Here is a 14,687-nt window from a genome sequence, read left to right as displayed (position 1 = left end):
AAAACAGCCCGGCCATGGCCGGGCTGTCGCAAGCGAAAGACAGGTACGGACCGCTCAACGCGGGCTGGACAGCAACTGTTCGATCTTCGCCACGAACTGCTTGTCATCGGGCTTGGTCATGCTGTTGTAGCTGGCCACGACCTTGCCGCTGCGGTCGATCAGGTACTTGTAGAAATTCCATTTCGGCGCAGTACCGGTTTCCCTGGCCAGCAGCGCGTACATCGGATTGACTTCGCCGCCGCGCACGTGCGACTTGCCGAGCATCGGAAACTTGACGCCGTAGGTGTTGTAGCAGAAATCGGCGATTTCCTTGGACGACCCCGGCTCCTGCGCGAAGTCATTGGACGGGAACCCCAGCACCACCAGTCCGCGATCGCGATACTTGGCGTAGAGCGCTTCGAGCCCTTCGTACTGCGGCGTGAAGCCGCAATAGCTCGCGGTATTGACTACCAGCACGACCTTGCCGGTGTACTGGCAGAGGTCCTGCGGCGCTTCGTCCTGCAGGCGCGGGAACTGGAAATTGAGCGAGGCCGGGCAGTTGCCGGCCGGTGCGGCGGCCGGGATGGCGGCTGGCTTGTCGGCGGCACGGGCGGGGTGCGGCAGCAGGGCAGCGCTGGCAGCGGCAAGCGCAAGCACCGCGGCAAGCATGGCAGGGCGAACGGAAGCGGCGAGGGCGGTGTGACGGCGGGTCATGCGGAGTCTCCTGTCTCGGGAATCGGGACGGCTCGCTGTATCGGGTACGCGATAGTTTACGCCGATGCCGGGCTTGCCGCCGGCCGGCCGCTCAGTCCATGGCCAGCGTGGCGGCGTGTTCGGTGACGCTGCCGCGCAGTTCCAGGTCCGGCATGCAGCGCACGATGCCCAGTGCCAGGAGGGCCGCCACAGCCCCTACGGCAAAGATCAGCTGAAAGCCCGATTCAACGCCCGCGGCAAGCACCTGCCGCACCATCGGCGACAACTGCGCGAGCGCTTCGCTGCCATGCCGCAGCGCGCCCAGGTCCAGCGCCTGCGTGACACCGGCCGCAGCCGTGGCGTGACGGAATTCCACCGTCAGCAGCGTGCCGGCCAGTGCGCCGCCGAGCGCGCTGCCGAGCGAGCGCAGCACCAGCAGCGCGCCCGTGCCGGCGCCCGTGTCGCGGCGCTCGAGCACGTTCTGCACGCTCATCAGCGTGCCGACCATGGTCATGCCCAGGCCGGTGCCGCCCACAGTCATCGCCAGCAGCACCACCGCCAGCGGCACGGCGGGCGTGGACAGCGCCAGCACCGCGAGGCCCAGCACCCCAGCCACGAATCCAGCCGTCAGGATGCCGCGCATGCGGCCCACGCGCGGCGCCAGCCACGCCACGATGAAATTGCCCGCCACGGTGGCCAGCAGGAAGGGCATCACCAGCAGGCCCGACATCGATGCATCGGCGCCGCGCACGAGCTGGAAATGCAGCGGTAGGGCGAAGATGCACAGGAAGATGTTCAGCGCGGCCAGCGCCGAAGCCGCCACGCCCATCACATAGGCGCGGTTGGCAAAAAGCCGCGGCGGCAGCATCGGGTCGGCGGCGCGGCGCTCCTGCCAGGCCAGCGCGGCCACGGCGGCCACCGTCAGCAATGCCAGCAGGCCAAGCTGCGGCGACAGCCAGTCGAACACATCGCCGCCCCAGCTCATCGCCAGCAGGAACGCGACGATGGCCACGGCCAGCAGCAAGGCGCCCAGCCAGTCCACGCGCGCGCGGCCGCCGCGCGCGGGCAGCATGGCCAGGCCGCGGTAGCACATCAGCATGGCCAGCCCGCCCAGCGGCAGATTGATCCAGAACAGCCAGCGCCAGGACAGGTTGTCGGACACCCAGCCGCCCAGCAGCGGCCCGGCGATCGACGCCACCGCCCACACCGTGGCCATATAGCCCTGGTAGCGCCCGCGCTGGCGCGGTGCGACCACGTCGGCAATGGCGGCCTGCGCCAGCGACATCAGCCCGCCGCCGCCAATGCCCTGCAGCGCGCGGAACAGGATCAGCTGCCCCAGCGACTGCGCCATCGCACACGCGACCGATGCCAGGATGAACAAGGTGATCGCCACCATCAGCAGCCGGCGCCGCCCGAAACTGTCGGACAGCTTGCCATACAGCGGCGTGGCGACGGTCGAGGTGATCAGGTACGCGGTCACGATCCACGACAGGTGCCCGAAGCCGTTCAGGTCATTGGCAATGGCCGGCACGGCCGGGATCACCACGGTCTGGTCCAGCGCCGCGAGCAGGATGCACAGCACGATGCCGCCAATGACGCGCATGATGGCGTGGTGGTCGTGGGCGGGGGCGATGGGACTTGAAGCGTTGGCCTTGCTGGCCGGGGTAAGCGAGGACATGGGGAGACAACAGCAGGCACGCAGCCAGACGGCCGCAAGCGGGCAACAAAGCAGGGGACTGGCCGGCCGGAAGTCCAGGCGCGCGGCGTCTGCCGCGGCAGACGGCCGGAATCACGAATTCAGTAACCGCATAATTATATGCCGGTATCGCATATGGCGCGCGTGCGTCAGTGCATCAACACGACAGGTCCGGAACGCGCTTGCGTCCGACCGAATGTGTCAGATCAGGCACGTGAAGGCAGATGAGCGGAAGAGCGGTGCGCGAGGTGCGCACCGCTTTTTGGGCCAGCTAGCGGCCGCCGTGGATATAGTGCTCGAGCTGCTCGATGATGAACTGCTGCTCGGAGATGATGTCCTTGACGAGGTCCCCGATCGACAGCATGCCGATCAGTTCTTCGCCGTCCATTACCGGCAGGTGGCGCATGCGATGCTTGGTCATCAGCGCCATGCACTCGTTGGTGGTCTGGTCACCGCTGACATAGATGACCGACGAGGTCATGATGTCGCGCACCAGCGTATCTCGTGACGAGCGCTGCATCAGGATCACCTTGCGCGCATAGTCGCGCTCGCTCAGGATGCCAACGATCTTGCCATGCTCCATCACCAGCACGGCACCGATGCCTTTTTCCGCCATCAGCTGCAGCGCGGCATACACCGTCGCCGTGGGCGGAATGCTGAAGATGGCCTGGCTCGGCTTGGACTCTACGACCTGGCGTGCGGTTGTCATCACCCACTCCTCTTCTGTCGATCATGCGCTGCGGCAGAAATGCCATGTCCATCCAGATTAGCAAAGGATCGGGCGCCGTTACAGGGTGACTTACACGAATCTTCGTGAAGTCAGATCTGAGCGAAACTATGCGGTGGCCCGTGGACTGCTCACTCCGTCAGCATCCTCACCTTCACTTTCTTCCCTTTGACCTTCCCGGCATTGAGCCGGCGCACCGCTTCCCGGCCGATGGCGCGATCCACCGCGATGTAGGTCGACATCTCCATCACGTTGATCTTGCCGATCTGTTCCTTGGTGAAGCCGGCCTCGCCCGTCAGTGCGCCGAGGATGTCGCCCGGACGTATCTTTTCCTTGCGCCCGCCCAGCATCTGCAGCGTGACCATGGCCGGTAGCAACCGCTCGTTGCTGGCCGGCCGCAGTTCCGCCAGCGCATGCCATTCGAACTCGCCGCCGTGGTGCTGCTCCAGGTTGCCCACGCGCCCCATCTCGTCCATGCTGACCAGGCTGAAGGCCCAGCCCTCCTCGCCGGCACGGCCGGTGCGGCCGATGCGGTGGATGTGGACTTCGGGGTCGGGCGTGACTTCCACGTTGATCACCGCTTCGAGCTGCGCGATATCGAGTCCGCGCGCGGCCACGTCGGTGGCCACCAGCACCGAGCAGCTGCCATTGGCGAACTGCACCAGCACCTGGTCGCGGTCGCGCTGCTCCAGGTCGCCGTGCAGGGCCAGCGCCTGGAAGCCCTGCGCGCGCAGCAGGTCCACCAGGTCGCGGCAGCGCGCCTTGGTATTGCAGAACGCCAGCGTGCTCGCCGGACGGAAATGGTCCAGCAGGCGGCCCACGGCGCCCAGCCGCTCGCCTTCGTCGACCTCATAGAAATACTGGCGGATGCTGGTGCTGTCGTGCCGCTCGGCCAGCTTGACCTCCTGCGGCTTGCGCAGGAACTTCTGGGTCAGCTTGTCGATGCCGGGCGGGTAGGTGGCCGAGAACAGCAGCGTCTGGCGCTCGCGCGGGCAGCGGCTGGCGACGTAGGCAATGTCGTCGAAGAAGCCCATGTCGAGCATGCGGTCCGCTTCGTCGAGCACCAGCGTACTGATAGCGGACAGCTCCAGGCTGCCACGGTCGATATGGTCCAGGATGCGGCCCGGCGTGCCCACCACGACATGCGCGCCATGGACCAGGCTGTCGACCTGCGGGCGCATCGGCGAACCGCCGCACAGCGTCAGCACCTTGACGTTCTCTTCGGCGCGCGCCAGGCGGCGGATTTCCTGCGTGACCTGGTCGGCCAGCTCGCGCGTGGGGCACAGCACCATGGCCTGCACGTCGAAGCGGCGCGAGTCCAGCCGGTGGAGCAGGGCCAGCGCAAACGCGGCGGTCTTGCCGCTGCCGGTCTTGGCCTGGGCGATCAGGTCGTGGCCGGCAAGCGTCAGGGGCAGGCTGGCGGCCTGGATCGGCGTCATCTCGTCATAGCCGAGCTGGGCCAGCGTGGCCAGCATGGCCGGCGACAGGGACAGGGCGGAAAAATCCGCGGCGGGGGCGCCGGCTTGCGGCGATTGGGAGTTTTCGTTCATGCCGGATTGTAGCAACGGGGTTTCGGACAACCGCCCTCAGGCGCGCTTTTTCACCGGCACCGGCTCCCGCGGCTCCCACCCCAGGCGCGACAGCAATGCCTGCGCGGCCGCCGGGGCGCGTTCCTTGGCGCCGTTGATGAAGAAGATGAAGACTTCGCGCCGCGTGGCCGCCGGCTGTTTGTCTTCCACTTGCTCCAGCTCCGCCGGTGCCTTGCCCGCGGCCCAGGTATGCGCGTGCCCGGCCCACGCATCCAGCGCCTTGGGCCCGTAGCCGGTCTTCAGCTTCTCGCTGCTGTCCATCAGGCGCGCATAGACAAAGTCCGTGGTCAGGTCCGCGATCGACGGAAACTTCGGCGAATCCGTGTAGACCGTCGCGGCCTTGTGCTTGCGCGCGAGCTTCAGGTACTCAGACGACATGAAACTGTCATGCCGCACTTCGAGCACGTGGCGCAGCTTCACGCCTTCCACCGAATCGGGCAGCAACTGCAGGAAGGCCTCGAAATCCTCGGCGTCGAATTGCTTGGTCGGGGCGAACTGCCAGACCAGCGGCCCGAGCTTCGGGCCAAGTTCCGCAATGCCGCTGTCGATGAAGCGCGCAATCGAGTCGCCGGATTCCGCCAGCACGCGGCGGTTGGTGGCAAAGCGCGAGGCCTTCACCGAGAACACGAAATCATCGGGCGTCTCGTCGCGCCACTTGGCGAAGGACGTGCGCTTCTGGGTGCCGTGATAGGTGCTGTTGATCTCGATGGCCGTCAGGTGGCGGCTCGCGTATTCAAGCTCGCGCGACTGCGCGAGCCCTTCGGGATAGAAGTTGTCGCGCCACGGCGCGTAGCTCCATCCGCCGATGCCGACGCGTATCAAGGTATCGGCCGTGCCTGACGCACCGGCCTTGCGCCGCGAAGCGGGCTGCCGTGCAGAGGCTGGCGACTCATCTGGCTTGGCGGCGGACCTGCCCGCGGTACGTGCTGCCATGGCGCGATACTCCGGGGACGCGAGACTCAAAGTCTAGCGGGAATCCACGGCCAGCGGAAACGAAAACACGAAGCTGCAAAAGAGAGGCCAACAACAAGAAAGCCGGAAGCAGGCTTGCGCCCCTTCCGGCTCTTCAGACCGCTGCTGGCTTCGCTCAGAACGAGAAGTTCTGAACCACGTCGGCGGCGTTCACATCCACCTGCTGCGTTTTCACCACGCCTGTGGAGCTGGTGGCCTGCACGCCGTACTTGCCGCCTGCGGCAGCGTCAGGCTGCAGCGGAATCGGCAGCGCTGCCTGGTACGTGCCGATCACCGGCGCGGCAACCGGCAGCGCCGGCGCGGCCAGGAAGAAGCTGTAGGCACCGGTATCGGAAGCGGCAGCCGTCGCGGCGATCTCGAAGGTACCGCCGCTGACCAGCTGCAGCGCGCGCAACGTCGCTTCGGCAGATGCCGGCGACACCGTCCCCGAGACCCGGCGGTACGTCGAAGTCGGCAGCGACATCGGTGACGCAGAGGTCGAGATCGCGGTGCTGCCGCCTGCCACCACCGGCACGCTGCGCACGATACCCGTGGCGCGACCATTGGCGGAGCCCGGCACCACCACCACATCCACCGGACCTGCAGTGCTGCTCTGCTCGATCGGCGACAGCGTGAAGTTGCCGTTGGCGTCCGCCACCGTGGCCTTCACGACCACGCCATTGCGCTCGGCATAGACGCTTGCGCCCGGGGCCGAAGCCACCACGCCGGTCACGGCGCCGCTGACCACGGTCGGTACCGCCGTCACCACCGGCTTCAGGCCAAAGCTGCCATTGCCACGCTTCACCACCGACTTGCAGGCATCGAAATCCAGCACCAGGTCGGTCAGCGTGCCGGACGATACCGTGAATGGCCGGTTGATCTTGATGCCCGATTGCACCGCGCTCGGCGTATCCAGCGTCTGCTCGCTTCCACCGGTAGGTACGACGGAATTGGCCAGCGCAGCCGCACCTCCACCGGTGTTCGCGTCGAGCACCAGCCGGATCTGCTGGTAGTTCCCAGCCGACAGCGCGGTCTGGCCCAGCGTGGTGAGCACGCCGTTGGTCAGCGACAGCAGATCGATCTTGCGCGCGGGCGACACATCGATATTGACCCAGCCGCTACCGTTGGGATCGGCATTGGCGTCGGTATGCACGCGCACCCTGTTGACGGTCACGAAGACGTGGTCGAAGCCGCAAGACGGCGCGTCGGTCATGGAAACGTTCAGCGTTCCCTGGCCACCACCGCTGCCACCACCATCACCGCCGCCGCCGCATGCTGCCAGCCCAAGGGCGCCGGCCAGTGCGACGATGCGCAATGCGCTGGAAGAATAAGAAAAAGAAAGAGCTGACACGGTGTCTCTCCACCTGTTTGGTTGTGGGGTGACCGCAGAATATGCGCCAGACGGCATAAGCGTTGTAAGTGTTTGTAATGAGCCGTAAGGGAATGTGGTCTATTGCCTGCATGACCGCTCAGCCAGACTTTACCGCTGGCAGGATTTATGCGTCGGCGCGCGCAGCACAGCGCGGCGACGCAATTGCTGCGCCGCCATCGACCGTGCAATGGCCGCTCGCCGCGATATCGCGCTGCAGCGCAATGCCAGTTGCACGCAATGCATCGTCACGCATTGCGCCCTGCGACATCATGCAGTGAAGGGAGACTTGCATTCGCGAATGCACGCATTCACGACAGCATCAAGTGCCGGATCGCGCACCAGGTTGGCGTGTTGAATCCGCAACATGCGCCGATTTTCACGATGACCGGCCGGGCAGCCTCAAGTCAGCGGAACGGACTCCGTTTACCTGCCGGTGTGGAGACCCCACGCTCAAACGCCCCCAACGATTCCCTACGAAGGAACTGTCCCGATGTTCACCACCATCCGCGCGCGGATCATGGCCCTATGCGTGGCCATTGTCGTCGCCGCACTGGCCCTCAACGCTGCGCTCAGCCAGATCGTCGCCAACCGCTACAACAACGAAGCGATCGACAGCAGCCTCACGGCCGTGCAGAACGGCCACGCCGCCGCCATCACCGACTGGGTCGCTTCCCACAGCCAGATGATCAACTCGCTGCAGGACGCCGTGCTGCAGCCTGAACCCGACGCCGCGCTCAGGCAGATCGCCGATGCCGGCGGCTTCACCAACGTCTACGTCGGCTACGCGGACAAGACCGCCAGGTTCTCGAACCCGGCCGGCATTCCGCCCGGCTACGATCCCACCGGCCGCCCCTGGTACAAGCAGGCCGTCGGCGCCGGCAAGCCGGTAGTGACGCCGCCCTATGTCGATGCGGGCACCGGCAAGCTGGTGGTCGCGTTCGCGGCGCCCGTGGTGCGCGACGGCGGCGTGAAAGGCGTTGTCTCGGGCGACGTGGCCATGGACACCGTGATCGCCAACGTCAAGGCGATCCGCCCGACGCCGGCAAGCTTCGGCATGCTGGTGTCGAAGAACGGGCTGATCGTCGCGCACCCCGACGACAAGCTCACGCTCAAGCCGGTGTCGGAACTGGTGCCGGCACTGGGCGCCGACAAGCTCGCTTCGCTGCCCGGCGCGACGCAGCCGCTTGAGGTGAAAGTCGCCGGCGTCGCCAAGCTGCTGCGCGCGCGTGAGATCCCGAACTCCGACTGGATGGTGATCGTCGCGCTGGACAAGTCGGAGGCCACCGCCGGCATGCGCTCCGCGCTGGTTGCCGCGGTGCTGGCGCTCATCATCATCGCCTGCGTGGCGGCGATTGTCGCCGGCGCCGTGACGGCGGTGTCGTTCCGGCGCCTGTCGCAGATCCGCGATGCCATGCGCGCGATCGGCTCCGGCGATGGCGACCTCACGCAGCGCCTGCCCGCCGACGGCCGCGATGAAGTTGCGCAGATCGCCGTGGCATTCAACACCTTTGCCGACAAGCTCTGTACCGTCATGCGCGAGATCCGCGACGCGAGCGAATCCGTACGCGCGGCGTCGGAGGAAATCGCCGCCGGCAACATCGACCTGTCGCGCCGCACCGAAAGCGCGGCGGCCAGTCTCGAGCAGACTGCAGCTTCGATGGAAGAGATCACGGCAACGGTATCGCAGTCCTCGAACTCGGCTCAGCAGGCCAGGGATTCTGTCGGCACGGCATCGCGCGTGGCACAGGACGGTGGCGTGGTGATCGGCGAAGTGATCACCACCATGGGTGAAATCGAAAGCGCCTCGGTGCGCGTGGCGGACATCATCAACGTGATCGAAGGCATTGCCTTCCAGACCAACATCCTCGCGCTGAACGCCGCCGTTGAAGCCGCGCGTGCCGGCGACCAGGGACGCGGCTTTGCCGTGGTGGCGGGTGAGGTGCGCGCACTGGCGCAACGCAGCGCGCAGGCCGCCAAGGAAATCAAGACGCTGATCGAAACGACCGTGGGCAGCGTGACCACCGGCTCGGGTCAGGTGCAGCGAGCCGGCGAGACCATGAATGAGATCGTCAGCAATGTCTCGAAGGTGACCAGCATCATCTCCGAGATCACGCATGCGGCTATCGAGCAGACACGCGGCATCCAGGAAGTGAACAAGGCCGTGACCCAGCTCGATGAGATGGTGCAGCAGAACGCGGCGCTGGTGGAGCAATCCACGGCCGCGGCTTCGGCGCTGCAGTCGCAGGCGGCGAGCCTGGCGGGGGCGGTGGGACAGTTCAGGCTCGGTTGAGTCAGCCGGCACTGGCTGCGTGCCCGGCAATCATGACGCCAGCGCGTTCAGGCGCGCGTTGAGCCGCCCTCGCGTAATCGCCGCGATCTGCGCCAGCGCCTCATCCAGCTCCACTGCCGTGCTGCGGTCGACGCGGCGCTCCAGCGCGGCGAAGATGCCTTCACGCGTGTAGTGCCGCACGCAGATGATGAACGGGAAGCCATGGCGCGCAAGGTAGGCCGCGTTCATGCGGTCCAGCGACGCTTCCTGCTGCGCCGACATCGCATCGAGGCCCGCGCTCTTCTGTTCCGCGTTCGAATCCGCCGTCATCGTGCCCGCGCGGATGTTGGCGCCGGACAGCAGCGGGTGCAGGTTCAGGAAATCGCGCTGGCCCTGGTCGTCGAGCTTGCGCACCACGTCCATCATCGCGTCATGCAGCGCGGCCACCGACGCAAACGGGCGCTGCGCCCAGGCCCCTGCCGCCGCCTGCGGAAAGTGCTCGAACACGCTGCCGAACACGCGCGCGAAGCCCGCCTGGTCCAGCGCGTTGACCGGCGCGAGATCGATTGACTGTGACATGGACTGCTCTCCCGTAGAGCCCGCCGCTTGGCAAGGCATGGCGTTGAATACGGGGCGAGTATAGGAAGCGCACCGGGCAGCGGCGAGGCCCGCTGCCCTATAGGTCGCATAACAGAATCCGATAGGGCTAGGCCTGCTGCATGTCGCGCAGATTGCGCAGCTCCTGCGAGGCAGCCGTCAGCATGCCGCGCAGCCACATATGGGCGGCCGAGCGATGGCGCGACGGATGCCATAGCTGGTAGAAGCGCATGAACGGGAACTCGATCGGCGGCCTGAGCACCGCCACCGGCACATGCTGTGCGTGATAGTTGGCAAAGTGACGACCAGTGGTCAGGATCAGGTCGGTGCCGGGTATCAGGCTCGGCGCGAGGTTGAAGTAGGGGCAGCTCACGCGGTTGTCGCGGTGTACGCGCATGGTGCTCAGTCCCGAATCGACCAGGCCGCGCTGGTCGCGCGAATAGGGCGTGGGCACGATGTGCGCCGCACCCAGGTAAGCCTGCGCGGTGAACTTGCCGGGCTGGTTGTGCGCGCTGTCCTGCGCCACCATGCAGACCACCTCGTCTTCCAGCAGCACCGACAAATGCAGGTGTTCCGGCGGGTTGGGCCAGTTGCCGATGACAATGTCCGCCGCACCTTCCGACAAGGCCTGTTCGTAGTCGAACGATGCGCTCAACGGCATGGCCACCAGGCGCGCGTGCGGCGCCGCGCGGCGGAATTCGCGCACCACGTGGGCGAAGAACGGCGGCGCCAGGTAATCGGGCATCGCCACGGTAAAGGTCTGCTCCGTGGTGGCGGGATCAAAGCGGTCGTCCGACACCAGCAGGTTGTCCAGCGCGCTGAGCGCGGCCTGCGCATTGCGCGCGATCTGCAAGGCGCGCTCGGTCGGCACCATCACATTCTTTTCTCGCGTGAGCAGCGGGTCGTTGAAGATCGCGCGCAGCCGCTTGAGCGCCGAGCTGATCGCCGGCTGCGACTGGTTCAGGCGGATGGCCGTGCGCGAGACGCTCTGCTCGGCAATGAGGATGCACAGCACGCGCAGCAGGTAGGTATCGAAGGGGTCGTCGGCGCGGATCATGGTCGGGTCCTGGGCGAGGATGGCGGCCGGGTGCGGCTGGCGATGCAATCACCGCATTATCCCGGTCCATCAATGGCCACTTTGTAGCGTGTCGCGCACCGCACGGCAACGCGGTCGAACCCGCAGGCGCTCCGGGCTTCCCGGAACCGATGTCCGTCCGCGGGCCATGAACCCGCCGACTAGGGTAATCCATAGGTCCGCGAACGCGCCCCGCCAACACCCGCAAACCCGCGCCACATAAGGCTTTCCGCCCCATATCGATGCTGATATAGGGCCTATACCAGCACTCCCGTTCCCCCTTGCCGGGCCGTTCCTATACTTGCTTCCAACCAAACGGACGGCGCCCGCCGCCCCGCCTCCGGGCAGCCGGGCCGCACGACGCAAACTGACGAGACAGGAGACACCATGTCCATTACGAAGCAAGGCGTGCCGATCTTTGCCGGCGCGACTGAAGACGCCGAAGCCAGCGTCTACCGCAAGGTCTCCTGGCGCCTGCTGCCCTTCCTTGGCGTGCTGTGGGTGCTGGCCTGGCTGGACCGCGTGAACATCGGCTTCGCCAAGCTGCAGATGCTCGATTCGCTGCAGTTCAGCGAAGCGGTGTACGGGCTCGGCGCCGGCATCTTCTTCATCGGCTACTTCCTGTTCGAAGTGCCGTCGAACATGCTGCTGCAGAAGATCGGCGCCAAGAAGACCATCATGCGCATCACCATCTGCTGGGGCGTGATCTGCATGCTGCAGACCCATGTCACCACGCCCCTGCAGTTCTACACGCTGCGCTTCCTGCTCGGCGCGTTCGAGGCCGGCTTCTATCCGGGCGTGATCCTCTACCTTACCTACTGGTACCCGTCGGAGCGACGCGCCCGGGCGTTCGGCACGTTCATGTCGGCCTCGGCCATCGCCGGCGTGCTCGGCGGCCCGCTGGCCGGCTGGATCATGACCTCGATGGGCGGCGTGCAGGGCATGCACGGCTGGCAGTGGCTGTTCATCATCGAAGGCATTCCGTCCGTGCTGGCCGGCATCTTTGCCTGGTTCTACATGACCGACAAGCCCGAGCAGGCCAGCTGGCTCACCGACAGTGAAAAGCGCGTGGTGCTCGATGCCCTCAAGCGCGACAACGCGGCCATGGGCGAACGCGGCCATGACTGGCGCGGCGTCTTCACCAACCCCAAGGTGTGGCTGCTGATCGCGATCTACTTCTGCCTGCTGTGCGCCAACTCCACGCTGACGTTCTGGATCCCGACCATCATCAAGGACACCGGCTTCACCACCCCGATGGCGGTTGGCTGGATTGCCGCGGTGGCCTATCTGTGCGGTGCCATCGGCATGATCGCCAACGGCGCGCATTCCGACCGCCGCAATGAAGTGCGCTGGCACTTCAGCGGCGCGGCGCTGATCGGTGGCGTGGCCATGGCCGTACTGGCCGTGCTGCTTGGCATGAATGCGCTGTCGCCGGTGATCGCCCTGCTGGCCATGACCGCCTCGCTGGTCGGCACCATGAGCGCGATTCCCGTGTTCTGGCAGCTGCCCAACCGCTACCTGGCCGGCAGCGCCGCCGCGGTGGGCGTGGCGCTGATCAACTCCGTCTCGAACCTGGCCGGCTTTGGCGCGCCGTATGCGATGGGCCTGATCAAGAACGCCACCGGCAAGGTCACCTCCGGGCTGTACCTGGTGGCCGTGATCGAAATCCTGGCAGCGGTGCTGGTGGTGGTCGGCATCCGCCAGCTCGGCAGCAAGCGTGGAGCCTGATATGCGCGACCAGCATGATTCCAATTTCGACGCCAGCCGTCGCCGCTTTGCGCTGCAATCCCTCACGCTGGGCGGCGGCGCCCTGCTGGCCGGCAGCGCGCTGGCCGAGACCGCGCCCAACCAGACCACCGGCCCGGTGCAGCAAGGCGGCCTGAGCCCGCGCCTGACCATGCACGCCCTCGACACCTGGCACGGCACGCCCGCCGCCGGCATGCGCGTGGACATGTACCGGATCGACAACGGGCAGCCGCGCCATATGCAGACCGTCACGCTGGCCGCCAATGGCCGCAGCGAACCGCCACTGCTGATCGGCGACACCTACCGTACGGGCACCTACGAACTGCTGCTGCACGCCGACGAATACTTTGCCGCGCGCAAGGCCAACCTGCCGCAGCCGCTGTTCCTGTCGAAGATCCCTGTGCGCTTCCGCGTGACGGACGCCAGCCAGCGCATCCACCTGCCCGTGCTGTTCGGGCCGTGGAGCTACAACTACTATCGCGGCAGCTGATGCAGCCCGCCCGCTGACAAGGAGACCGATCATGGCAGGCATCAGCACCCACGTGCTCGACGTATCGCTCGGCAAGCCCATCGCCGGCATGCAGATCGAACTGTTCGACCTGGGCACACAGCCCCCCAAACTCATTGCGCGCGCGCGCACCAACAGCGACGGCCGCACCGACACCCCGATGCTGCCCGCCGCGCAGGCGCGCACCGGAGACTTCGAACTGCGCTTCTGGGTCGCGGATTACTTCAAGACGCCGGACGTGTTCGCCGACATCGTGCCCGTGCGCTTCACCATTGGCGATGCCGCGCAGCACTATCACGTGCCGTTGCTGTGCTCGCCGTGGAGCTTCGGGACGTATCGGGGTAGTTAGGATTTCGTGGTGTTACTGCGCGGTTCTGCGCTTGGGCGGCTCGTCGAGTCCGCCCGTTTTTGTTTGTGGCACCTGATTCAAACCGGCGTCACGAGATCCGCGTGGTCGCGCTCCGGTGCAGGCTGTGAATGGAAGGGAGGCAGGCGACGGTGGGGAGGCAGGCCCGTCGCTCACCTAGAGTCCCCGCACACCCCGACACTTGGGGAATGTCGCGCAACCCCAGAACGAATTGCCGGCATTTGCCCCCTGCTTTGCAATACGCCGGACCATAGAGCCCCCACAGCGCGGACAAGCCGGGTCCGACGACTGAGTCGAAGGGGCTGGCGGGGCCGTTACCGGAGGCCTTTGTTCGTCCGGGGCGCCAGGCCGCTTAACGGCTCCGCCTGCGCGAGCGTGTTCGATCCATTTCGCCAGCGTCGCTCCATCGATCAGACGAATATTTCTACCCTCCGCAAACGACTGCGCATCCGTGGTGAAAATACCCGATGTGACAACGTAGCCGCCTGCCGCGCCTTCCGCCGCCATTGCGCCCAGCAGCTCCCGAACCACGGTGACCGATACCTTGTAGGCACGCCACTGCTTGCACTGCACCAGGAACACTTCATTGCCCTTGCGCAGTCTGAGGTCAACGCCGCCATCCGCCCCGCCGCCGCCCGTTTCTTCGACGGCGTAGCCGCGCAGCCTGAAGGCCTCTCCCACCAGCAGCTCGAAATCGCGCCAGTTCAATCCACATAGCGTGGCGCCGGAGCGATCCGACGCCGCATCCTGGACTAGCCCCCGGCGCTTGCGACGCTTCAGAAAGGATGCGGCAGCCCCCGCCAGCAAGATGAAGGGCACGATGTACTGCCCATAGGTCGCCAAGGCCTTGGTCATCTGCCCCACAACCATTTGCCCGATCTGACCTGGCTGTACCTGGACATGGATCTCCGCGACGGCGTAGCGATGCAAAACGCCATAGGCAACCACGGCCAGTACAGTGCCAACCCACCATGGCAGCAACGCTGCCAGCCCGAACAGATCTTCGAAGACGCTTGCGTTTTTTCTTCTTGCCATTGCGTTTTCCCATTTCGACGGCCACCGTGTGGCGAGACTTCTGTCACTACGGAATCAAACTCCGCAAGAATTGCGGTGAATGG

The 14,687-nt window shown here is 66.0% G+C and carries 14 protein-coding genes; 4 read left to right on the top strand and 10 right to left on the bottom strand.

The genetic code is table 11. The features are described 5' to 3' along the window. Positions 1–54 precede the first annotated feature (54 nt). The 7 genes from CupriaWKF_RS00315 to CupriaWKF_RS00285 all read right to left on the bottom strand — a co-directional run bounded on the left by CupriaWKF_RS00315 (position 55) and on the right by CupriaWKF_RS00285 (position 7,299). A complete protein-coding gene (locus CupriaWKF_RS00315) occupies positions 55–693 on the bottom strand; it encodes a glutathione peroxidase (protein ID WP_276099075.1) in 639 nt (212 codons plus the stop codon). 91 nt (positions 694–784) lie between these two features. After that, positions 785–2,350, bottom strand: a complete 1,566-nt coding sequence (locus tag CupriaWKF_RS00310) for an MDR family MFS transporter (protein WP_276099074.1) — start codon at positions 2,348–2,350, stop codon at positions 785–787. A gap of 289 nt (positions 2,351–2,639) precedes the next feature. Then, positions 2,640–3,077 carry a CBS domain-containing protein gene (locus CupriaWKF_RS00305; protein WP_276099073.1) on the bottom strand — a complete coding sequence of 146 codons (438 nt, stop codon included), beginning with the start codon at positions 3,075–3,077 and terminating at the stop codon, positions 2,640–2,642. Positions 3,078–3,226: 149 nt separating this feature from the next. Then, positions 3,227–4,645 (bottom strand): ATP-dependent RNA helicase DbpA, encoded by a 1,419-nt coding sequence (dbpA, locus tag CupriaWKF_RS00300; RefSeq protein WP_276099072.1) that lies wholly within the window; start codon positions 4,643–4,645, stop codon positions 3,227–3,229. A gap of 36 nt (positions 4,646–4,681) precedes the next feature. Next, a complete protein-coding gene (locus CupriaWKF_RS00295) occupies positions 4,682–5,617 on the bottom strand; it encodes a DUF72 domain-containing protein (protein ID WP_276099071.1) in 936 nt (311 codons plus the stop codon). A 154-nt stretch (positions 5,618–5,771) separates the two neighbouring features. Further along, the gene (locus tag CupriaWKF_RS00290) at positions 5,772–6,986 is read right to left on the bottom strand and encodes a DUF4382 domain-containing protein (protein ID WP_276099070.1); all 1,215 of its coding nucleotides are present in this window, start codon (positions 6,984–6,986) and stop codon (positions 5,772–5,774) included. A gap of 145 nt (positions 6,987–7,131) precedes the next feature. Further along, entirely contained in the window at positions 7,132–7,299 is a 168-nt protein-coding gene (locus CupriaWKF_RS00285; RefSeq protein ID WP_276099069.1) for a hypothetical protein, read from the bottom strand. Positions 7,300–7,497: 198 nt separating this feature from the next. Here CupriaWKF_RS00285 and CupriaWKF_RS00280 point away from each other — a divergent pair, with 198 nt between their 5' ends. After that, positions 7,498–9,297: a methyl-accepting chemotaxis protein gene (locus tag CupriaWKF_RS00280; protein ID WP_276099068.1), complete on the top strand. Its 1,800-nt coding sequence runs from the start codon at positions 7,498–7,500 to the stop codon at positions 9,295–9,297. A gap of 30 nt (positions 9,298–9,327) precedes the next feature. Here the strand turns inward: CupriaWKF_RS00280 and uraD are convergent, their stop codons facing one another. Together uraD and CupriaWKF_RS00270 are read right to left on the bottom strand one after the other, a co-directional pair. Then, positions 9,328–9,855: a 2-oxo-4-hydroxy-4-carboxy-5-ureidoimidazoline decarboxylase gene (gene uraD, locus CupriaWKF_RS00275; RefSeq protein WP_276099067.1), complete on the bottom strand. Its 528-nt coding sequence runs from the start codon at positions 9,853–9,855 to the stop codon at positions 9,328–9,330. Positions 9,856–9,982: 127 nt separating this feature from the next. After that, the gene (locus CupriaWKF_RS00270) at positions 9,983–10,930 is read right to left on the bottom strand and encodes a LysR family transcriptional regulator (RefSeq protein WP_276099066.1); all 948 of its coding nucleotides are present in this window, start codon (positions 10,928–10,930) and stop codon (positions 9,983–9,985) included. A gap of 405 nt (positions 10,931–11,335) precedes the next feature. On the opposite strand from CupriaWKF_RS00270, the gene CupriaWKF_RS00265 reads away from it, so the two are divergent. Genes CupriaWKF_RS00265 through uraH (CupriaWKF_RS00255) form a run of 3 tightly spaced genes read left to right on the top strand, consistent with a single transcriptional unit; the run spans position 11,336 to position 13,551 of the window. Beyond that, on the top strand, positions 11,336–12,676 hold the full coding sequence (locus tag CupriaWKF_RS00265) for an MFS transporter (protein WP_276099065.1): 1,341 nt from the start codon (positions 11,336–11,338) through the stop codon (positions 12,674–12,676). A 1-nt stretch (position 12,677) separates the two neighbouring features. Next, positions 12,678–13,184, top strand: coding sequence for a hydroxyisourate hydrolase (gene uraH / locus CupriaWKF_RS00260; RefSeq protein ID WP_276099064.1), 507 nt, complete (start codon positions 12,678–12,680; stop codon positions 13,182–13,184). A 31-nt stretch (positions 13,185–13,215) separates the two neighbouring features. Further along, a complete protein-coding gene (uraH, locus tag CupriaWKF_RS00255) occupies positions 13,216–13,551 on the top strand; it encodes a hydroxyisourate hydrolase (protein ID WP_276099063.1) in 336 nt (111 codons plus the stop codon). 174 nt (positions 13,552–13,725) lie between these two features. Here the strand turns inward: uraH (CupriaWKF_RS00255) and CupriaWKF_RS00250 are convergent, their stop codons facing one another. Then, the gene (locus CupriaWKF_RS00250) at positions 13,726–14,604 is read right to left on the bottom strand and encodes a restriction endonuclease (protein WP_276099062.1); all 879 of its coding nucleotides are present in this window, start codon (positions 14,602–14,604) and stop codon (positions 13,726–13,728) included. Between the last annotated feature and the right edge of the window lie 83 nt (positions 14,605–14,687).

The organism is Cupriavidus sp. WKF15, from assembly GCF_029278605.1.
GTDB lineage: Bacteria > Pseudomonadota > Gammaproteobacteria > Burkholderiales > Burkholderiaceae > Cupriavidus.
The sequence above is the reverse complement of the archived record's forward strand: the minus strand, read 5'-3'. Positions and strand labels throughout refer to the sequence as shown.